The organism is Streptomyces anandii JCM 4720 (assembly GCF_014650655.1).
In the GTDB taxonomy this organism is placed as follows: Bacteria; Actinomycetota; Actinomycetes; order Streptomycetales; family Streptomycetaceae; genus Streptomyces; species Streptomyces anandii.
Genome location: NZ_BMVJ01000003.1, coordinates 229867 through 251890, shown reverse-complemented (window position 1 = coordinate 251890; position 22024 = coordinate 229867). Strand labels below are relative to the sequence as shown.

Genomic DNA, 22024 nt, shown 5'->3' with positions numbered 1-22024 from the left:
GTAGGGCACATCTGTTCAGGGGCGGGTCGGTCACAACCGCTCAGGGCGAGGCCAGCAGTTCGCCGGCGCCCAGCACGACCCGGGCCGCCTCGGCCGGGCGGGTGCGCGGGAAGTAGTGGCCGCCGTCGGCCAGTTCGTGCGGCTCGACCCGCTCGGCCAGCAGCCGCCACTCCTGGTGGCGCTCGGCGAAGCGCGCCGTGTGCGGGTCGTCCGCGGCGGCGACCACGGTCACCGGAGCGGTGAGCCTCGCCGCCGGAGGGGACTTCAGCAGCCCGGCGAAGTAGCGGTGCGCGGCCACGCAGTCGTGCCGGTATGCGGCCGCGACGCGCTCGGCGTGGCGCGCGTTCAGCTCAGCCAGCTCGGGGTGACCGCCGTCCGCGGTGAGGGCGGCGGCGACCTCGGCGTCCGTGCGCCCGGTCAACTCCTCGGCGGCTTGCTGCCGTTCGTCCGCCGTGCCGAGGAGCTGCGCGCCGAGGAACACCCGGGTGACCTCAACCCCGCGCTCCTGCAGTCGCCTCGCCGTCTCCACGGCGGGCGCGGCGCCGGAGGAGTGGCCCCAGAGCATCACCTTCCCGGGGCCGAGCGCGGTGATCTCGGCCACCGCGTCCGCCACCACCCGCTGCAGCGGCGCGAACGGCTCGTCCCGGGCGGCGGGGTCGTGGCCGGGCAGGTCGACCGCGTACACCGAGAGCCCGCTGCCGGCCAGGGCGTCCGCCAGCGGGCGGAAGTTGACGGCGTTGCCGCCCGCGTAGGGGAAGCAGACCAGGGCGCACTCGGGTGTGCCGGCCGGCGCGGTGAGCGGCTGGAGAAGGCCGGTGCGCCGGCCGGAGCCGCCATCGAGCACGGCGGCGAGGTCGGCGAGGACCGGATGCCGGGTGATGTCCTTGAGGGACACCTCCCGGTTCAGCGCGATGGTGAGCTTGACCGCCGACAGCGAGGTGCCGCCGCGGGCGAAGAAGTGGTCGCGCCGGCCCACCGAGTGCTCGGGCAGGCCCAGCAGTTCGGCCCAGGCCGTCGCCAGCCGCCGCTCGGCCGGGGTGCGCGGGGCATGCTCGCCGTCCACATCCGCCTCGGAGTGGTCCGGCGCGGTGCGCTCGGCCAGCGCGGTCAGGGCCTTGCGGTCGATCTTGCCGTTGCCGGTCAGCGGCAGGCTCTCGTGCCAGTGGAACGCCGAGGGGACCATGTACGCGGGGAGCGCCGCGCCCAGCGCCTCGGCCAGTTCCCGGTCGGCGAGGCGGCGGCCGCTGTAGAAGGCGATCAAGTGCTTTGCGCCGCCGACGAGTTCGGCCACGACCACCGCGCCGTCCCGCACGCCCGGGACCCGCAGCAGGGTGTTCTCGATCTCCCCGATCTCGATCCGGAACCCGCGGATCTTGACCTGGCTGTCGCGGCGGCCCAGGAACTCCAGCTTGCCGCCCGGGTGCCAGCGCCCCCAGTCGCCCCCGAGGTAGAGCCGCTCACCGGGACGGTACGGGTCCTCGCGGTAGGCCTCCCGGGTCCGCTCGGGATCGTTGACGTAGCCGCGGCCCACGCACACCCCGGAGAAAGCGATCAGCCCCGGCGCGCCGAGCGGTACCAGCGACAACTCCTCGTCGACGACGTACACCCGCACATTGCCGACCGGCGGCCCGAGCAGCACCCGGTCCGGAACGGCGTCCATCACCTCGTGGTTGGTGTCGTCCGAAGTCTCGGTCAGGCCGTAGGCGTTGACGAGCCGGGTGCCCGGCCGGACGGCGAACCAGCGCTGGACCAGCTCCCGCTTGAGTGCCTCACCGGTCACCGACACACAGGCCAGGTCCGGCAGCCGACGCGGGTGCCGTTCCAGATAGGACACCACCACCTCGAGATACGAGGGCACGACCTGCGCCACCGCGACCCGGCCCCGCTCCAGGGTGTCGAGGAAGCGCTCCACGTCCGTGATGGCGTCCTGCTCCACCAGCAGGGTCCGCCCGCCCACCAGCAGCGGGGCCAGCAGCTGCCACAGCGAGATGTCGAAGCACTGCGGGGCCGTCTGCGCCACCACCCGTTCCGGGCCGATCCCCAAGTCGTCGATCTTGGCGTACAGATGGTTGAGCATGCCCGCGTGCTCGCACATCGCGCCCTTCGGCTCGCCCGTGGAGCCCGAGGTGAAGTAGATGTACGCCAGTTGCTCCGGCGCCACCTCCACACCCGGGCCGGTGCCGGGGTGCTCCTCGGCGTACGCCTTCTCCACCAGCAGCTTCTCGGCGGGCGTGGGCAGCCCGGCCAGGGCCTCGTCCAGGGTGGCGGTGCTGCCCGGCTCGGTCAGCACCAGCCGGCAGCCCGCGCGGGAGAGCGTGGCCGCGATCCGGCCGGCCGGGAAGTGCGGCTCGATCGGCAGGTAGACCCCGCCGGCCTTGAACACGGCCAGTACCGAGGCCAGCCAGTCCAGGTTGCGCTCGGTGACCACGGCCACCACGCCCTCCCGGCCCAGCCCGCGGGCCAGCAGCGCCCGCGCCAGCCGGTTCGCCCGCGCGTCGAGCTCGGCGTACGTCCACGCGTCCTCGCCGTGCACGGCCGCCACCGCCTCGGGACGCTCCCGCGCCTGCCGCTCGAACAGTTCGTGCGCGCGGGCCCGCGGCAGCTCCCGGTCGGGCCCGGCCAGCCCGTCGAGCTGCTCGCGCACCTCGGCCTCGGACAGCAGGGTCCGCGCGCTGTGCCCGGCGTCCGCGTCGGCCGCCATCAGCTCCAGCGCCGTGAGGTGGTACCCCGCGACGCGGGCCGCCGCGTCGGCGTCCAGGGCGTCCCTGCGGTACCGCAGCCGCAGGGCGGCCCGTCCGCCGCGGTCGCTCCAGGCCACCGACAGGACCGTTTCGCCAGGCAGTTCGCCCAGTGCGTCGGCGGGGTCGAACACGACCTCGTAGGCCGGACCGGTCAGCCCCAGCTCGCGGCGCAGCCCGTCGACGGCGAAGTCCTGGTGACTGAGCAGGTCCGCCTCGGCGCGCCGGGCGCCGAGCACCAGTTCCCGCCAGGAGTGCGGCGTGAGGTGCACCCGGCACGGCAGGGGAGCGGCCCCGGCCCGCACGGCGTAGCCCGTCACCACGTCCCGCTCGGCCGACAGCGCGGCCAGCACCTTGGCGTGCGCGGCCAGCAGCACCGCGCTGACCGGCACCCCGAGGTCCGCCGCAAGGGCGCGCACCGCCTCGGCCGCTTCGGCCGGCACGGCCTGCTCATGGGCCGCCGTGCCCGGCACCGGCCGCCCGGCCCACCGCGGAAGCGCGGTGAAGCCGCCGGCGGCCAGCGCCTCGGCCCAAAAGTCCCTGTCCGCTGCCACGAGCGCTCCCATCGAAGGGTCCTTCCTCACTTCGCCGTCGGCGCGGCGGGGTTTCCTCCCCAGACCGCGTTCGGGGGGACTTCCTCGCCCTTCATGAGGAAGGAGTCGGGCGCCAGTACGGCACCGTCGCCCACCGTCACTCCGTAGTGCACGTGCGCGCCCACGCCGAGCGTGCACCCGGCGCCGAGCGTGCTGTGGTCGGACTTGAAGGTGCCGTCCTCCTGCGAGTGGCACTGGATCTTGCTGCCGGTGCCGAGCGTGCAGTCGTCCCCGATCGAGGCGAGCGTCCGCTCGGTGATGTAGCAGCCGTCGTCGAAGACCCGGCGCCCGATGCGCACCCCCATCAGCCGCCAGATCATGTTCTTGAACGGGGTGCCGTTGAACAGGTTGAGGTAGCGGTCCGGCACCTTCCACAGCCGCTCGTGCCACCAGAAATACGGGTCGTAGATGGAACACAGCCGTGGCGACAGCGGCCGGAACGACCCGATGACGCGCTCCACCAGCACGAAGTAGAGGGCGGAGAAGGCCAGGGTGAGCGCCAGGTAGGCGCCGATCACCACGTGTCCCAGCGTGCCGTACAGCCCCACCGAGCCCAGCGCGAACGCGGTGAGCACGGCGGTGTGCAGCCAGCGCAGCAGCAGGAACAGCGCCATCGAGCGGAGGTTGTAGCGGTTCTTGGCGGCCAGGTTGCGGCCCAGTTCGTCTCCGGTGCGCAGATGGTCGAAGCGGGTGTCGCGCTCGACCGTGCGCGGGATCTCGAAGCACGGTGAGCCGAGCAGCCCGACACCCTCGCGGACCTCGCCGTCCAGGGGCACCATCACCTTCGTCGCGAGCAGGCAGTTCTCACCGGTCCGCGCGCCCGCCGGATAGGCGATGTTGTTGCCGAGGAAGTTGCGCGCGCCGATGGAGGCGAGGGAGACCCGGAACGAGGTGCTGGAGAAGTCCGCGTTGATCACGGACAGCCCGTCGGCGACCATCGTGCCGCTGCCCACGGACACCAGGTATGGCGTCTCGTGCTGGACCTCGGTGCCGAAGTTCGACCCGGTCTGCTCCACCCGGGACAGGTCGTATCCGAGGCTGCGCAGATAGGGGACGATGTAGGAGCTGTCCCCGAACAGCCAGGTGAAGAACCGGATGTTGGTCATCCCGGCGACCGCCCGGTGGACGGCGTAGTGGAAGCCGTAGAGGGGGTAGACCCGGTCCGGCCTGACCATCAGGCTCAGCAGCCGCGGCACGGTGAGCATCGCGGCGAGCCCGAGCAGGAGCGCGCCGAAGAAGACCACGGCGGACACGAGCAGGGTGTCGGTGACGAACTCGGCGGCGGTGGTGCCGGCGGTCTCCGCGTTCATCCGCTTGCTGAGCGCCGGGACCTCGGCGAACAGCATGTAGACCCCGCCGACCGCCAGCGGAAGGTACAGCAGGAACAGCTGCAGGAGCGTGGTCAGCGCGAAGCCGGCCCGGCGCAGCCTGCCGCAGCGGGCGGGTGCGACCCGTACGTAGTCGATGTGCGTGGGCTGGGCGGGGGAGCCGTGCCAGTGCTCGCCGGCCGGGATCTCCTGGCCGCGGTACAGCGCGGAGGCGTGGCCGAGTTGTGCGCCGTCGCCCATCGCGGTGTCGATGTCCAGGACCGTCTTCTCACCGATGAAGACGTCCCGGCCGAGGGTGATCCGGCCGGTGCGGATGCGTCCGGCGTGCGCCTGGTAGCCCAGCAGGAAGGAGTCCTTGCGGACGATCGTGCCGGAGCCGATGGTCAGCAGGTCGGTGCAGACGGGCACGGAGCGGGAGAGGATCGTGACGTCGCGGCCGATCCGGGCGCCGAGTGCCCGCAGGTACAGCACGTACAGCGGGTTGCCGACGAACAGGACCATGGGGTTGGCGTGCAGCAGCGCCTTCACGATCCACAGGCGCAGGTAGGCCGGTCCCCAGACCGGGAACTCCGCGGGTTTCCAGCGGCCGACGAGGACCCACTTGGCGACGACGGGGAAGGCGCACAGGACGACGAAGCCCGCGCCGCCGCACACCAGGGACCGCAGGTAGATGCGGGCCAGGTCCGTTCCCGCGGCCACCCACTCGTAGCCGCGGGCCGTGGCCATGCCGATGACGAAGGAATAGCCCAGGAAGATCAGTAACTGGGCGGTGCCGCACAGTGCGTACCACAGCGAGCGCCGCTTGCCGGGGGGCGGGACGGGCGGCGCCGTGCCGTCAGGGGCGGCGCCCTCGGCTTCCGTGGCGGGGGCCGACCGGGCGCCGGAGGCGGCTCCGGCTGCCGGGGGAGCGGTCGCGGTCTCGGCGAGGGCCGTCGCCAGGCCGCGCAGCGTGGGGTGCCGGTAGATGTCCTTCATCGACACGGACGGCAGGTCCGGATGCTTGCGCACCCGTGCGCAGAACTGGGCCATCACCAGGGAGTTGGCGCCGAGGTCGTCGAAGAAGTGGCTGTCGGGGGAGATCCGCTCGGCGTGGACGACGTCCGCCAGGATTCCGGCGAGTGCCGCCTCGCTGTCCGTGGCCGCCGGACGGGTGGGCGGGCGTCGGGCGACCGCGGGTCCGTCCGGTCCGGGCATCAGGATGTCGGCAGACTTCTCCACCATGTGAGCTCCCTGAGGAAAGGTCGAAAACCATCGGCCAGCGGCGGCCGGTCCCCGAGACCGTGCGTTTTCGCCTGATCACGAAACCAAGGATCAGTCTTGTTCCGTGATCGCGCGGTTGCCACTCGGACGTGACCGAGGGGATTCGTCCGGGGCACCTGGTCGGGTAGCTCGTCGGGCCTGTTCAGCGGGGCTGGGCGGGGTCGTGCCGGGCGGCGGGATCACCCGGATGGAGGTTCACCCCAGAAGGGGGGGAGGAGAACGCCGTGTTGCCGGGCGCGCCGGATCCGGGTGCCGGAGCGCGCCGGAGACCTCTTGCCGGAGCTCCTGTCGGACCTCTGGCCAGTGGGGCCCGCCGGGAGTAGTCTTTTGCATAATGCAACTGTGGCTTGCGGGGTCGTCCGGACGCGTCCCCGCCCGGCCCGGAGGATGTGGCGGCGATGGACGAGTCACCGGTCCGTGAGTCGTATTCGTTCGTGTGTCTGAGCTGCGGATTCGCCTGGGAGCGGACCTTCGAGATCCGGCACGCCCTCGACAGCGGGGGTGTGCGCAGGGCGACCTACTTCGTGGCGGGCGTCAGGGAGCCCTCGCCGCTCTCCCACGGTGTGTGCCGGGAGTGCGGCGGTCACCACATCCGCATACTCAGGGCCGGTCGAGTGGCCTCCGCCCGGCCCGGCGCGCAGACTGGGCAGTGACGCGGGGCCGCGACCGGGGCCTTTTCTCTCAGGAGGGCCCCGGGCAGTGACGCGGGGCCGCCCGAAGCAGGGCTGTGCCGGCGGTTGTGCCGGACCGTTCGTTGAGGGGGCCGATATGGCCGTAGAAATCCCGCCCCTGGTCAAACCCTCGCGCCTCAGGCGCCGGGGAGGGCTGTGGGGCGAATGCCTGGCAGAGTTCCTGGGGACCTTCGTCCTCATCTCCTTCGGTACGGGCGTGGTGGCCGTCGCGGTCGCCGGACTGCCCGGCTCGGGCCGCACATCGGGCCCCACGACCTTCTTCATCAGTGCCGGTGACTGGCTGCTGATCACCTGGGGCTGGGCCTTCGCCGTGGTCTTCGGCGTCTACGTGGCGGGCGGTGTGAGCGGTGCCCACATCAATCCGGCGGTGACGCTGGCCTTCGCGGTGCGGCGCAAGTTCCCCTGGGTCAAGGTGATCCCGTACTGGATCTCCCAGCTGGTGGGGGCCTTCGTGGGCGCGGCGCTGGTGTACGGCGTCTACCACGACGCGATCAACACCTTCGACGCGGCGATGAAGGGGCCCAAGACGCACGGGCACACACTCGCCTCGTTCTCGATCTTCGGAACGTTCCCGGCGCCCTACTTCCACGGCGGCAACTGGGGTCCGCTGGTGGACCAGATCGTCGGCACCGCGTTCCTGGTCATGCTGGTCGTGGCCCTCATCGACCTGCGCAACACCGCGGTTCAGGCCAACCTGGGGCCACTGCTGATCGGCTTCGTGGTCGCCGCCATCGGCATGTCCTTCGGTGTGAACGCCGGTTACGCCATCAACCCGGCCCGCGACTTCGGCCCACGCCTGTTCACCTACTTCGCGGGGTGGGGTGATCTCGCCTTGCCCGGCAGTCTGGCGGGGGCGTTCAGCGACTACTGGTGGATCCCGATCGTCGGACCGCTCATCGGCGGCGTGATCGGCGTCCTCGTGTACGACCTGTTCATCGGCGACGTGCTCCACATCCGCGCCCAGGAGGGCGAGTTGCCGGAGGTCGGCCGGACCCGGCCTGAGGACTAGGAACGGAAGCGGCGGGAGCAGGGGGCCGGCCGCCCGGCGGCCGGCCCCCTGCCCGGGCCTGGAAACCGTGTGCCGCGGCTCAGCCGTGGTAGTTGATGTACCCGTTGCCGTCCCGGTCGTCGCGGGACTTGGTGTACGAGTGCACGTCCGCGCGGGCGCCCGAGGGCTTGTAGAGGTAAATGGTGTCCTTGTCGTTGTTCCAGATGAAGTTGCAGTTCTGGCGGTAGACGACGTTGTTCGCGTCGGAGTCCGTGCCGTGGCCGCCGCGCAGCTTCACGTAGTCCCCGGGCTGGAGGTAGTGGCTGGAGCCGAACGTGAACCTGTTGCCCGCCGCGTCCTTGACCACGTAGCCCTTGAGGTTGACGGTCGTGGAGCGCGAGTAGTTCTTGATGGTCAGGTACTCGTTCCGGGTGTTGCCGGTGCTGCAGCTGTTGGAGTCCCGCCCGGGGGCGTCGTACTGGACACCCTTGATCTTCAGGACGGAGGCGTACTCCGTGGCCTCGGCCGGAGCGGCGGCGACGACCGCGACGGCCCCGGCCGTGGCGGTGACGGCCAGCAGGGAACGTATGCGCATGAGGATCCCCCCTCGGTGATGCGGATGGAGCGCCTGGAGCATACCCAACGGGTGACGACGGCGTGACGGGAAGGTGTAGAAAGCGTGAAGGGCGGCATTTGGCGGCCGACGGCCGGCGGTCTGACCGCGGAACCTTGAAAGCCGTACGGAAATTGAGGCGCTAGGGTCGGTGACGGACCCAACTCCGTTCGGACACACAGCGTTTACCTGTGTCCGGCCCGTCGGCCGACGAGACTTGTTATGGTGCTACTCGTCAGTAGCAAGCTGAACGGGGGGCACGGGGAGTACGCGGTCACGTCCTACGTCACCGCGGTTTCCCGGGCGGGTGGTCGAGACCGGACGACCTGGCAAGGGGGCCAGGCCGGCCCACGGCTTTCGCGCGGACGCGTCGCGCGGCCATCGAACTCAAGTTCCCTCGCCCGACATTCCGGACAGGTGAGACTCGCCACATGGTTCACACCCTGGTCGATTCACTGACCGCACACGCTTCGCGACACCCCGACCGCACCGCCTACCGGTATCTGGTCACCGGCGACTGCGACGGGGAGACACGGGAGATCTCCTACGGTCAACTGGCCCGCCGTACCCGGGCCGTGGCGGCCTGGCTGCAGGAACGCGGGCTGACCGGCTCCCGCGCGATGCTGCTGTACCCGCCCGGCCTCGAGTTCGTCAGCGCCTTCCTCGGCTGCCTCGCCGCCGGAGTCGTCGCCGTACCGGGCGTGCCCCCCCAGGGGAGGTCGCACAACCACCGCGCCCTGACCCGGATGAAGCGCCTCATCGCCGACGCGGACGCCAAGGTCATCCTCGGCGGACGCGAAGTCGTCGACTCCCTCGGGCAGTTGGCGGGGCACCTGCCCGAACTCGACGACATCGCCCGCAAGGCGACCGAGGACATACCCGACGAGGCCGCCGACGACTGGCTGCCGGCCTCGCTTTCCGCCGACTCGGTCGCCTTCCTCCAGTACACCTCCGGCTCCACCTCCGCCCCGCGCGGAGTGATGGTCACCCACGCCAACCTGCTGGACAACGAACGCCTCGTGACCGAACGGATGGGCCACAGCCCGGACGTCCTCGCCGAGTACGGCCACGAGATGTTCGTCAGCTGGCTGCCCGTCTACCACGACATGGGCCTCATCGGACCGGTGCTCAACACCGTCCACCTCGGCGCCACCGCCACGCTCTTCTCGCCGCTGCACTTCCTCCAGCGCCCCGAGCGCTGGCTGGAGGCCGTCACCCGCTACCGCCCGCACACCTCCGGCGGCCCCAACTTCGCCTACGAACTCTGCCTCAAGCACGCCACCCCGGCCCTCCTGGACCGGCTCGACCTGAGCAGTTGGAAGGTCGCCTTCAACGGCGCCGAACCGGTGCGCGCGGCCACCCTGCGCCGCTTCGCCGACACCTTCGCCCCGGCCGGCTTCGCACGGCGGGCGCTCTACCCGTGCTACGGCCTGGCCGAGGCCACCTTGATGGTCACCGGCGGGTCCGTGCACACCGAGCCCGTCCTGCTCCGCGCCGAGGACGACGGGCCGCACGCGGGCGCCCTGGACGCGGCGGCCGTCGGCTGCGGGCGCCCCGGCCCGGGCCTGACCGTGACGATCGCCGACCCCGAGCACGAGGCGGAGCTGCCCGAGGGCGAGACCGGCGAGATCTGGGTCGGGGGCGCCAGCGTGGCCAAGGGCTACTGGCGCAACGCCCTCGCCACCCGCCGTACCTTCCGCGCCACCCTCCCCGGCCACGAGGGCCGCTTCCTGCGCACCGGCGACCTCGGTTTCCTGCGCGACGGCGAGCTGTTCGTCACCGGCCGCCTCAAGGACCTCCTCGTCATCGACGGCCGCAACCACTACCCGCAGGACCTCGAGCTCTCCGCCGAACTGTCCCACCCGGCGCTGCGCCCCGGCTGCACCGCCGCCTTCGCGGTCGACGGCGGCACCGAGGGCGAGCAGCCTGTCGTAGTCGCCGAGGTCGCCCCTGACGCGGAGGGCGAGGCGGAGAAGATCACCGATCAGGTGCGCAGCGCCATCGGCGAGGCCCACGGACTGCCCCTGCGCGAGGTCGTGCTGGTCCGGCCCGGCACCATCCCGAAGACCTCCAGCGGCAAGATCCAGCGCCGCGCCACCCGGGCCGCCTACCTCGACGGCACCCTCGCCGTGATCGGCACGCCCGACCGGCGGTGACGCCGGGGCGGGCCGCCGGGCCGGGTCCGGCACACGCGCCCCAGCCCAGCCCGGGCCCGGCCCGGCCCGGTCCCGTACCGGCCGGGTCCGGCCCGGTCCTGTCCCAGCCCCCTCACCCGCGGCATCCGCCCGAACGCGGCATCCGCCGAACGCCCAGAAACCCCGTTCCCGAGGACACCCTTCCCTGATGCCTGCGAACGAGTTCCCGAAGCAGTCCGCCCAGACGCCTCCCACCACCGTCGAGGGCGTGCGCGCCTGGCTCACGGCCGCCGTCGCCGAGGCCGCCGGGCTCGACCCGCTGGCCGTCGAACCGGACCGTCCGGTCGCCGAATTCGGCCTGGGCTCACGTCAGTTGGTGACCCTGGCCGCGAACCTCGGGGAGCGCACGGGCCGTTCCGTGGACCCGTCCCTCGTCTTCGACCACCCCACGATCGACGAACTCGCCGCGGCGGTCCTGAGCGAACGTCCCACACATGCCGCCGACGCGGCCGCCCTGCCGTTGGCCGGCCCGCCGGCCGGCGACGGACCCGCGCGCGTCGACGACGAGATCGCCGTCGTCTCCATGGCCTGCCGCTACCCCGGCGGCGCCGACGACCCCGGAAAACTGTGGCGGCTGCTGCTCGCCGGGGAGGACGCCGTCCGCGAGGTGCCGCCGGGCCGCTGGGACACACAGGGGCTGCTCGACCCCGATCCCGAGGCCACCGGCAAGGCGTACACCCTGCGCGGCGGCTTCCTCGACGGCATCGACCGCTTCGACGCCTCCTTCTTCGGCATCTCCCCGCGCGAGGCCGCGGCCATGGACCCCCAGCAGCGGCTGCTGCTGCAGACCGCCTGGGAGACGCTGGAGGGGGCCGGCATCGTCCCGGAGACCCTGCACGGCACGGCCACCGGCGTCTACGTCGGCCTGTACGACAGCGGGTATCTCGCGACCGCCCCGCTCGGCCGGCTCGACGGCCACGTCGGTACCGGGACGGCGCCCAGCGTGGCCTCCGGACGCATCGCCTACACGCTGGGCCTGCACGGCCCCGCGGTCACCGTGGACACCGCCTGCTCCTCCTCCCTCGTCGCCCTCCACCTGGCGGCCCGGGCGCTGGCGAGCGGCGAGTGCGACCTGGCGCTCGCGGGCGGCGCGACCCTCCTCGTGACTCCGCGCGGACACGTGGAGTTCAGCAGGCTGCGCGCCCTGTCCCCGACCGGGACCTGCCGGCCCTTCTCGGCGGACGCCGACGGCGTGGTGTGGGCGGAGGGCTGCGGCATGGTGCTGCTCAAGCGGCTCGCGGACGCCCGACGGGACGGTGACCGGGTACTCGCCGTGATCAAGGGTTCGGCCGTCAACCAGGACGGCCGCAGCCAGGGCCTGAGCGCGCCCAGCGGACTCGCCCAGGAGCGTGTGCTGCACGCGGCCCTGCAGGCGGCGGGCCTGAAGCCCGGCGACCTCGACCACGTGGAGGCGCACGGGACCGGCACCTTGCTCGGCGACCCGATCGAGGCGCGGGCGCTGGCCGCCGTCTTCGGCCCGGACCGCCCGGCCGGCCGGCCCCTCGGCGTGGGCTCCCTGAAGTCCAACATCGGCCACACGCAGGCGGCGGCGGGCATCGGCGGCGTCATCAAGACAGTGCTGGCCCTCCAGCACGAACGCGTACCGGCGTCCCTGCACGCCCAGCACCCCACCGAGCGCGTCGACTGGGCGGCCGGCGGACTGCTTCTGCTCGACGAGGCCCGGCCCTGGCCGCGCGAGGCGGGCCGGGTGCGGCGGGCCGGGGTCAGCGCGTTCGGGATCAGCGGTACCAATGCCCACGTGGTGGTCGAGGAGGCGCCCCGGGAACTCGTACGCCCCGGTCGACAGACGGAGCCCCTGGACACCGCCGACGCCCCTGACGCACTGAACGCCCTCGACACCCGTCCCGTCCTCTTCCCCCTCTCCGCCCGCACCCTCCCCGCCCTGCGGCAGCAGGCGGCGCGCCTGCGCGAACACCTGGCCGAACGGCCGGACCTGCCCCTGCCGGCCGTCGCCGCGACCTTGGCGCACCACCGCACCCACTTCGAGCACCGTGCCGTCGTACGGGCCGCCCACCGTGACGAGTTGCTGACCGCGCTGAGCGCGCTGGCCGAGGAGGAGCCGGGCGCCGACCCGGCCGACGGCCTCGTCATCGGCCCCCACCGCGTCGCCCCGCCCGGCAGGACGGCGTTCGTCTTCCCCGGTCAGGGCGCCCAGTGGGAGGGCATGGCGCGCGACCTGCTCGCCTCCGACCCGGTGTTCGCCGACGAACTCGACCGGTGCGACGCCGCGTTGCGCCCCTTCACCGAGTGGTCGGTGGCCGCCGTGCTGCGCGGCGACGAAGGCGCGCCCTCGCTGGAGCGGGTGGACGTCGTCCAGCCGGTCCTCTTCGCGGTGATGGTGTCGCTGGCCGCCGTGTGGCGGGCCCGGGGCGTCCGGCCGGACGCGGTCGTCGGGCACAGTCAGGGCGAGGTGGCCGCCGCCTGCGTCGCCGGCGCGCTCAGCCTCAACGACGCCGCCGCCGTGGTCGCCCTGCGCAGCCAGGCACTGACCGGGCTGTCCGGCACCGGCGCCATGGCCGTCGTCGCCCTGCCGCACCCCGAGGTCGAGGCGCGCCTCGCCGGTCCGGGCGGCCGGGTGTCCGTCGCCGCCGTGAACAGCGGGCGCTCCACCGTGATCGCCGGTGACACCGAGCCGCTCCAGATGCTGCTCGACGACCTCGAACGGGACCAGGTCTTCGTCCGCCGCCTCGGCGTCGACTACGCCTCCCACAGCGCCCAGGTGGAGGCGGTCCGCGACACCGTCCTCGAGGAGCTCGACGGCGTCATCGCCGGCCCGGCGTCCGTCGCCTGGTACTCCACGGTCACCACCGAGCCGGTCACGGGCGAACTCGACGCCGGCTACTGGTACACCAACCTCCGCGAACCCGTCCGCTTCGCCCCGACGGTCGCCCGCATGGCCGCCGACGGCTACCGCCGCTTCGTGGAACTCGGCCCCCACCCCGCGCTGCTCACCGCCCTGCACACCATCGGTGAGGAGTCGGGTCAGGAACTGGTCGCCGTCGGGTCGCTGCGCCGCGACGAGGAGGGCGCCGCCTGCCTCGACCGCGCCGCCGCCCAACTCCACGTCCACGGCCACCGCGTCGACTGGGCCCGCCCGGCCACCGGCACCGCGCCCGTGGAACTGCCCGCCTACGCCTGGGACGCGCGGTCCCACTGGACCGAACCCGAGTCCGCCGCCGGCGTCCCCGGCCTCCTCGACCGCGCCGCGCACCCGTTGCTCGGCATCCAGTTGCGGTCGGCGGACGAGACCCGGTGGACCTTCCGCAACGAGTGGTCCCCGGCCACCGCCGACTGGCTGCCCGACCACACCGTGTTCGGCCGTACGGTGGTCTCCGGCACCACCGTGATGGAGCTGTGCCGCGCCGCGCTCGCCGCCGCCCGGCCCGGCGAACCGGCCGACGTCACCGACCTGTTCCTGCTCAGCCCGCTGGTGCTTCCCGCCTCCGGCACCGTCGAGGTGTCCGTCGAGGTCGACGCCGCGGGGCCGGTTCCCGAGGTCACCGTGCACAGCCGCCCGCGCGACCGGGCGGACGGTGGCTGGACCCTGCACGCCACCGCCTCGGCGGACACCCAGGATCCCGCCACCACGGACCCCGCCACCACGGACCCCGCCACCACGGACCGGACCGGCCGGACCGGCCGGCCCGGCCTGGCCGGCCCGGCTCCCGCCTGGCCGGAGACCGCCGGCTCCGCCGAAGCGGCCGCGCCCGCCCGGCCCGCCTGGCCCCCGGAGACCTACGAGCGCCTGAGCGCGCTCGGTCTCGGCTACGGACCCGCCTTCCAGGGCGTGCGGGAAGCCGTGCGGACCGGCGACGGCGAGCTGCTGGCCCGGCTCGCGCTGCCGCAGGCGGCCCGTGACACGGCCGACCCCTACCCGGTCCACCCCGCGCTGCTGGACGCCGCGCTGCAGGTGGCCGCCGCCTTCCCGGACCTGGACGGCGGTGTGCTGCTGCCGGTCGCCGTGGGCCGCTGCACGCTGACGCACACGGGGACCGGGGAACTCACCGCCTGCGTACGGCGCACCGGCGGCACCGGCACCGACCTCACGCTGGACGTCTCGCTGTGGGACACGGACGGCTTCCCGGCCGGCCGGCTGGAGGGCGTACGGCTGCGAGCGGCCGACCCGGCGGACCTCGCCGCCGGTTCGGACAGCGCGCGGCACCTGTACGAGGTGACCTGGACGGACCTCGGCGACGAACGACCGGCCGAGCACTCGGCCGAACCGCGCGGCAACGTACGGGTCGTGGCCGAGGACCCGGCCGACACCGAGTTCCTGGCGGCGCTGGAGGGGGGCCTGCGGACCGCGGGCGTGCGCGTGGGCGAGGAGGACGCCGAGGTCGTCGTACGCCTGTGGGCGCGCCCACGGCCTGATGTCCAACCCGAGTGGTCTGCACACGAGTTGGCGACGGCCGCCGTCACGGAGCTGCAGGCGCTGATCGCGGCGGAGGAGCAGGCGCCCGCCCGGACCGTGTGGGTGACCCGTGGCGCGGTCGCGACCGGAGCCGGTGACGCCGTGCCCGCCCTGGCGCAGTCGGTACTGTGGGGCCTGGTCCGGGGGTTCCGTGCCGAACATCCCGAACTCGCGCCCGTCCTCGTCGATTTGGACGGCTCCCACGAGTCCCAGGGGCACGCGCATGCCGTCGCTGCCGCGCTCGCCCGGATCGACGAGCCCGAAATCGCCGTCAGGGAGGGTGCGTTGCTCGCCCCGCGCCTCACGCGCGCCCGGGCGGAAGGGCCGAATCCCGCCGCGCCCCGCACCGGGGAGCCCACCACCGTACCCACCGACGGCACCGTACTGATCACCGGCGGCCTGGGCGCGGTGGGCATGCACATCGCCCGCCTGCTCGCCGAACGTGGTGTGCCCCGAATACTCCTGACGAGCCGCCATGGACACGATGACCCCCGTGCCGCCGACGCCGTCGCCGAACTCACCGCGCTCGGCGCGCTGGCCGAGGTCGCCGCCTGCGACGTCTCGGACGCGGAAGCGCTGGCCGGTCTGCTCGCCGGTGTCGGTGACGAACTGCCGCTGCGGGGCGTCGTGCACTGCGCGGGCGTGCTGGAGGACGGGGTGGTCGCCGAGCTGACGCCGGCGCGACTGGCGAACGTGCTGCGCCCCAAGGTGGACGGCGCCGCCCATCTGCACCGGCTGACCGCCGGACTCCCGCTCCGGATGTTCCTGCTGGTCTCCTCGGCCGCCGGTGTGGCCGGCAACGCGGGCCAGGCCAACTACGCGGCCGCCAACGTCTTCCTCGACCAGCTCGCCCACCACAGAAGGGCGTCGGGCCTGCCCGCCGTGTCCGTCTCCTTCGGCGCCTGGGCCGGAGAGGGCCTCGCCGTCGCCCACGCCGACCTGGACCGCATGGCCCGCCTCGGCCACCGTGCGCTCACTCCCGCCCAGGGGCGCGACCTGGTCGAACTCGCCCTGCGCCGGGACGCCCCGCACCTGGTCGCCTGGATCCTCGACCCGCCCCGCCTGCGCGAAGGGATGGCCGCCGCGCCGCCCGTCGTCACCGCGCTGTGGCGGTCCCTGCTGCCCGCCCCCCGCGCCGCCGGAACAGGTGGCGTCGGCTTCGCCGACCGCCTGGCCCTGCTGCCAAAGGCGCAACGCGCCGAACGCGTCCTCGCCCTGGTGCGCGAGGAGGTCTCCCGGGCGCTCGGCCTGCGTTCGCCGGAGTCCGTGCGCGCCGACCAGCCGCTGCGCGAGCTCGGCATGGACTCGGTGACGGCGGTCGAGCTCCGCAACCGCATCGGCGCCCGTCTGGGCACCCGCCTCCCCGCGACCCTGCTGTTCGACCACCCCACCCCGCACCGCCTCGCCGGGCACCTGCTCGGCACGGTCCTCGCCACCGGCGGCCGACGCGGGACGGGCACCTCGACGGACCTCGTCGCGCGCGCCGCCGCTCGTCCCGCCGCCATCACGGCGGTCCCGTCCGACGAGCCGGTGGCCGTCGTGGCCACGGCGTGCCGGCTGCCGGGCGGTGTGCACGACCCGGAGGGGCTGTGGCGGCTGGTCGCGGAGGGCCGTGACGCGGTCGGCCCGTTCCCCGGGGGACGCTGGGACGTCGAGGCGCTGTACGACCCCGACCCGGACGCCCCGGGCAAGTCCTACGCCCGGGAAGGCGGCTTCCTCGACGACATCGAGTCCTTCGACGCGGGGTTCTTCGGCATCACGCCGAAGGAGGCCGCCGCCATGGACCCCCAGCAGCGGCTGCTCCTGGAGACGGCGTGGGAGGCACTGGAGCGCGCCGGCATGGTGCCCGCCCGCCTGGCCGGCAGTGCCACCGGCGTGTACGTCGGCATGTTCGGCAGCGACTACCTGTCCGGCTCCCGGCTCGAGCAGCTCGACGGGTACGTGGGCACCGGCTCCGCGCTCAGCGTCGCCTCGGGCCGGCTCGCCTACGCCCTCGGGCTGCACGGACCGGCGCTCACGGTGGACACCGCCTGCTCGTCGTCGCTGGTGGCGGTGCATCTCGCCGCCCAGGCGCTGCGGTCGGGGGAGTGCGAGCTGGCGCTCGCGGGCGGTGCGACGCTGATGGTGACCCCGCAGACCTTCGTGGAGTTCAGCAGACTGCGCGGGCTGTCGCCGACCGGGCGGTGCCGGTCCTTCTCCGACGACGCCGACGGCGCCGTGTGGGCCGAGGGCGCCGGCATGGTCGTACTGAAGAGGCTGAGCGACGCCCGGCGCGACGGCGACCCGGTGCTCGCGGTGCTGCGCGGCACCGCCGTCAACCAGGACGGGCGCAGCCAGGGGCTGTCCGCGCCCAACGGGCCCGCCCAGGAACAGGTCGTCCGGCGCGCGCTGGAGCTGTCGGGACTCGAACCCCGGGACATCGACCACGTGGAGGCGCACGGCACCGGCACCACGCTCGGCGACCCCATCGAGGCCAACGCCCTCGCCCAGGTGTTCGGCGGGTCGCGTCCCGAGGGCCGCCCGCTGTACCTCGGTTCGCTGAAGTCCAACATCGGCCACACACAGGCCGCTTCGGGCGTGGCCGGGCTGATCAAGGTCGTCGAGTCCCTGCGCCACGGCACGCTCCCGGCGACTCTGCACGCGGACACGCCCAGCAGACACGTCGACTGGGAGGGGAGCGGGCTGCGGCTGCTGAACGAGCCCGTGGACTGGCCGGGGTCGCGCCGGCGCGTCCGGCGTGCCGGGATCAGCGCCTTCGGCATCAGCGGAACCAATGCCCACGTCATCGTCGAGGAGGCGCCCCGAGACGCGGACGGGCCGGGGGAGCCGGCGGAGCCGGGGGAACCGGGTGAGCCGGAGGAAGCGGGGGCGTCGGACCGGGCCGGGGTCGGACAACCGGGAGGCAAGCGGCTGTTCGTGCTGTCCGGCCGGAGCGAGGCGGCGCTGCGCGGGCAGGCGGCCCGGCTGGCCAGGCATCTGGCCGACGGCTCCGGACTGTCCGACGTGGCGTACACCCTGGCCCGGCACCGCTCCCACTTCGAGTGGCGGACGGCCGTGGTCGCCGAGGACCGGGGCGAACTGGCCGCCGCGTTGCGGACGTTCGGTACCGGACGCGCCGCGCTCGCGCCGCCCCGCGAGGAGCAGTCCGGCAAGGTGGCCTTCCTCTTCGCCGGCCACGGGGGCCAGTGGCCCGGCATGGGCATGGAGCTGGCCGCCGGAACGGGCGCGGCCTCGCGGGCTTTCCACGGCGAACTGGACCGGATCGACGGGGCGGTCCGGCGGCACGCCGGCTGGTCCGTGCTCAACGTGCTGCGCGCGCCGGAGGAGTTCTCGCCGCTGGACCGCACGGAGTACCTGCAACCCGTCCTGTTCGCCGTCAACGCCTCTCTGGCCGCCGCCTGGCGCGCGCTCGGCGTCACCCCGGACGCCGTGGCCGGGCACAGCCTGGGCGAGGTGGCCGCCGCCTACAGCGCCGGGGCCCTCGGCCTCGACGACGCCGTGGCGGTCGTCACCGGCCGCGCCCAGGCCGTGGTCCCGCTGGTCGGGCACGGCGGCATGATCTCCGTGGAGCTCCCGGCCGACGAGGTCGCGGAACTGCTCGCGCCGTACGAGGGCCGCCTGTTCGTGGCCGCCGTCAACAGCGCCGGGTCCACGGCCGTCTCGGGTGACAGCGGGGCACTGGCCGAGCTGCGCGGTCCGCTGGAGCGGCGGGGGGTCGTGGTACGGCGGCTGTCGACGCCGTTCGCCTCGCACACCCCGCTCATGGAACCGGTGCGCGCCGAGCTGCTGGAGCGCTTCGCGGGGATCGCGGGCACCCCGGCCGCGACCCCGCTGTACTCGACGGTGCTCGCCGAACCCCTCGCCGGGCAGCGGATGGACGGCGCCTACTGGTACGCCAACCTCAGCAGCCCGGTCCGCTTCGCCGACACCGTCCGGCGGATGCTGGACGACGGCTACCGCTACTTCGTCGAGCTCAGTCCGCACCCCTCGCTGCTGTCCTCCGTCGAGGCGGTCGCCGCCGAGGCCGGCGTCGAGGCGGTCGGCGTGGCCTCGCTGCGCAGGCAGCAGGACGCACCGGACGTACTGCTGCGCAGGATCGGGGAGTTGTACCGCGCCGGACACGAGCCCGACTGGGCTGCGCTGTTCCCCCGGGGACGCCGTACCGACCTGCCCACCTACGCCTTCGCCCGCAGCCGGCACTGGCTCGCGCCCGCCCCGGCCACGCCCACGGGCTCCTCGCCGCTGCTCGGCACGCACGTCGAGGCCGGTGACGACCCGGGACGGCACATCTTCCAGACCGAGATCGACCTGCGCGACGCCCGCTTCGCCCACCTGAACGACCACCGCGTCAACGGCGAGGTCTGGCTCCCCGGCGCCGCCTTCCTCGAACTCGCCCTGGAGGCCGCGTCCGAGGTGATGGACGGCGGCGAAGTACGGCTGGCCGGCGTGCGGTTCGTGCAGCCGCTGCGGCTGGAGCCGGAACGGCCGGTGCGCCTGCAACTGGTGCTGCGGGCCGCCGAGGACGGCTCCCACGCCTTCACCGTCGCCTCCGCCCCCGCCCGCGAGCGCGGAGCCCGGTGGATACGCCACGCCACGGGACGGGTCACGGGGAGCGGCGGGGCGCAGGAGAACGGCGGGACGGGGGAGAGCGAGCCGTCGCTCGCGACGGTGCGCGAGCGGTGCGCGCGGCCTGCCGACCTGCCCGCCGTCTACGCGGCCCTGGCCGCGCTCGGCATCGAGTACGGACCCGCCTACCGCGGGCTCGGGGAGGGCCGCCGTACCGACGACGCGGCCGTGGCCCGGCTCGCGGCCACACCGTCGGCCGGGCACCTCCTGCACCCCGCCGTCCTCGACGCCGCCTTCCACACCGCCGCCCTGCCCGAAGCCGCCCCGCAGGGACGGGCGTTCGTGCCCGCCGGCGTGGGACGGCTGCGGTTCACCGGGCTGCGCACCACCCCCGCCTGGGCGACCTGCCGGCTGCGCGCGGTGCACGGGGACACCGCGACCCTGGACGTGAGCGTCTGGGACGCGGACGAGCAACTCATCCTCGGGATACAGGAGTTGGAGCTCGCGGCCCTGTCCCCGCTCGACGGCGCGCTCTTCACCACCCGCTGGCAGCCGCGCCCCGCCGCCGGGGAGCCGCCCACGACCGGGAGCTGGCTGCTCCTCGCCGACGACAGCGGGGTCGCCGACGCCCTCGCCGCACGGCTGGACGCCGCGTCCGTACCGCACGTCCTCGCTCGCGCCGGCGGCCACTTCGCCGCTGAGGGCCCCGGCCGGTACGTGCTCGACCCGGCCGACCCCGGGCACCTGACCCGGCTGCTGGACGAGGCGTTCCCGGACGGGGCGCCCGAACGCGTCGTCCAGCTGACCGCGCTGGACGCGCCGGCCGTCGCCGACCCGGACACGGCCGAAGAGGCCGCGCGGCTGTGCTGCCTGGGCACCCTGCACCTGGTGCGGGCCCTCACCGAGCGGCCGCGCGGCCGGGCACCGCGCCTGTTCGTGGTGGCGCGGGGCAGCCAGGCCGCCGGGGACAGCACCCGGGTCGCCCACCCCGAGCAGGCGCTCGCCTGGGGCTTCGGGCTCGCGGTCGCCCAGGAGCACCCGGAGCTGGAGACCACCCTGGTCGATCTGCCGCCGGAGGACGGCCTCGACGAGCTGTGGACCGAACTGCGGCACGCGGACGACGAACGCCTCGTGGCACTGCGCGACACGGGCCGGCTGGTCCCGCGCCTGACCCGCGCCCGGCCCGACGACGCCGACGCCACGGACAGCGGCGGCGGGGACGTCGCCGCGGACGGCGTGCACCTGGTGACCGGCGGTCTGGGCGGCCTCGGCCGCGTGGTCGCCGAGCGGTTGGTCCGGCGCGGCGCTCGCCATCTCGCGCTGCTCGGCCGGGGCACTCCCGGCGCCGGGACGGCCCGCTGGATCGAGGGCCTGGAGGAGCGTGGAGTCACCGTGCACCTGGCCCGCGCCGACGTCGCCGACCGCGCCGGGCTGGCGGCCGCCCTGGACGGCGTGCGCCGCGCGGCCGGGCCGATCACCACGGTCGTGCACGCGGCCGGTGTCCTCGACGACGCGACGCTGGCCCACCTGACGCCCGACCGTGTGCGGCGCGTGCTCGCACCGAAGGTGCTGGGCACCGCGCTGCTCACCGAACTGGTCCCGGAGGCGGACAGGTTGATCCTGTTCGCCTCGGCCGCCGGACTGCTCGGCTCGGCCGGGCAGAGCCCCTACTGCGCGGCTAACGCCTTCCTCGACGCCTGGGCGCACCACCTCTCCCGCACCGGCCGGCACGCTCTCAGCCTGGACTGGGGCGCCTGGTCCGGCGTCGGCATGGTCGCCGGGTCCGGCACCCGGGCCGCCGAGACCAGCCGGTCCGGGCTGGTCGCCTTCACCCCGCAGGAGGGCGGCGAACTCTTCGAACGGGTGCTGGCCACCTCCCACCGCCAGCTCGCGCCCCTGGCGCTGGACCGGGAGATGCTGGCGCTCGTCCCGGACACCGTCCGCACCCGCCCGATCCTGGCCGACCTCGCCCCCGTGCCCACCGGCCCGGCCCCCGCGGACGGCCTCGTCGAGAAGGTGTTCACGGCTGCCTCCGACGAGGAGCGCGCCGCCTGGCTCGAGGCGTACGTACGGGCCCGCGTCGGCGAGGTGTCCGGCGGCACGGTGGACGCGTCCGCGACCACCGCCCTGAAGGAACTCGGCCTGGACTCCCTGATGCTGGTCCGGCTGCGCAACGCCTTCGCCCGCGAACTGGGCGCCGAACTCCCGGCGGCCGACGTGTTCGCGGCCTCCGACATCCGCGGCCTCGCCCGCGCCCTCGGCGCGGTCCTGCCGGAACGCACGGCGGCGGTGGCCCGGCGGGCCTCCGGACCCCGGCAACCGGCGGACGGGCCCGCCGAGGAGGTCCCCGAGACGGAGCTGCGGCCCGCCACCCGTGACGTCGTACGGCTCCTGCGCAGCGCCCGCCCGGACATGCCGGCCGCGGCCCACGCCATCGGACTGGCCGTACGGCTCACCAGGCCGGCCACCCGCCAGGCGCTCACGTCGGCCCTCGACCGGCTCGCGGCCCGGCACGCGGCCCTGCGCACCGCGATCACCGGCGGCGGTGACGGCGGCGGCCGGCAACTGCGGGTGGAGCGGGAGCCGGCCGCGCCGCTGCTGCGCTGGACCGCCGTCGAG

General features: G+C 74.2%; 7 protein-coding genes. 4 read left to right on the top strand and 3 right to left on the bottom strand.

The window, feature by feature from the left end; translation table 11 throughout:
- Positions 1–40 precede the first annotated feature (40 nt).
- Positions 41–3304 (bottom strand): non-ribosomal peptide synthetase, encoded by a 3264-nt coding sequence (locus IE249_RS07075; RefSeq protein ID WP_189703903.1) that lies wholly within the window; start codon positions 3302–3304, stop codon positions 41–43.
- Positions 3305–3318: 14 nt separating this feature from the next.
- Positions 3319–5880, bottom strand: a complete 2562-nt coding sequence (locus tag IE249_RS07070; protein ID WP_189703902.1) for a Pls/PosA family non-ribosomal peptide synthetase — start codon at positions 5878–5880, stop codon at positions 3319–3321.
- A gap of 437 nt (positions 5881–6317) precedes the next feature.
- On the opposite strand from IE249_RS07070, the gene IE249_RS07065 reads away from it, so the two are divergent.
- Both IE249_RS07065 and IE249_RS07060 read left to right on the top strand, forming a co-directional pair.
- Positions 6318–6572 carry a hypothetical protein gene (locus tag IE249_RS07065; RefSeq protein ID WP_189703901.1) on the top strand — a complete coding sequence of 85 codons (255 nt, stop codon included), beginning with the start codon at positions 6318–6320 and terminating at the stop codon, positions 6570–6572.
- 115 nt (positions 6573–6687) lie between these two features.
- The gene (locus IE249_RS07060; protein ID WP_189703900.1) at positions 6688–7620 is read left to right on the top strand and encodes an MIP/aquaporin family protein; all 933 of its coding nucleotides are present in this window, start codon (positions 6688–6690) and stop codon (positions 7618–7620) included.
- Positions 7621–7699: 79 nt separating this feature from the next.
- Here the strand turns inward: IE249_RS07060 and IE249_RS07055 are convergent, their stop codons facing one another.
- The gene (locus tag IE249_RS07055) at positions 7700–8194 is read right to left on the bottom strand and encodes a lamin tail domain-containing protein (RefSeq protein ID WP_189703899.1); all 495 of its coding nucleotides are present in this window, start codon (positions 8192–8194) and stop codon (positions 7700–7702) included.
- A gap of 449 nt (positions 8195–8643) precedes the next feature.
- Between IE249_RS07055 and IE249_RS07050 the strand changes: the two genes are divergently transcribed.
- Positions 8644–10368, top strand: a complete 1725-nt coding sequence (locus IE249_RS07050) for a fatty acyl-AMP ligase (RefSeq protein ID WP_189703898.1) — start codon at positions 8644–8646, stop codon at positions 10366–10368.
- A 187-nt stretch (positions 10369–10555) separates the two neighbouring features.
- Positions 10556–22024: type I polyketide synthase (locus IE249_RS39705; RefSeq protein ID WP_268249674.1), on the top strand; the 11469-nt coding region annotated here is incomplete at its 3' end.

Excerpts from the sequence above, each read along its gene's own strand:
- IE249_RS07075 (WP_189703903.1), bottom strand. The coding sequence starts at position 3,304 with ATGGGAGCGCTCGTGGCAGCGGACAGGGACTTTTGGGCCGAGGCGCTG.
- IE249_RS07070 (WP_189703902.1), bottom strand. The coding sequence starts at position 5,880 with ATGGTGGAGAAGTCTGCCGACATCCTGATGCCCGGACCGGACGGACCC.
- IE249_RS07065 (WP_189703901.1), top strand. The coding sequence starts at position 6,318 with ATGGACGAGTCACCGGTCCGTGAGTCGTATTCGTTCGTGTGTCTGAGC.
- IE249_RS07060 (WP_189703900.1), top strand. The coding sequence starts at position 6,688 with ATGGCCGTAGAAATCCCGCCCCTGGTCAAACCCTCGCGCCTCAGGCGC.
- IE249_RS07055 (WP_189703899.1), bottom strand. The coding sequence starts at position 8,194 with ATGCGCATACGTTCCCTGCTGGCCGTCACCGCCACGGCCGGGGCCGTC.
- IE249_RS07050 (WP_189703898.1), top strand. The coding sequence starts at position 8,644 with ATGGTTCACACCCTGGTCGATTCACTGACCGCACACGCTTCGCGACAC.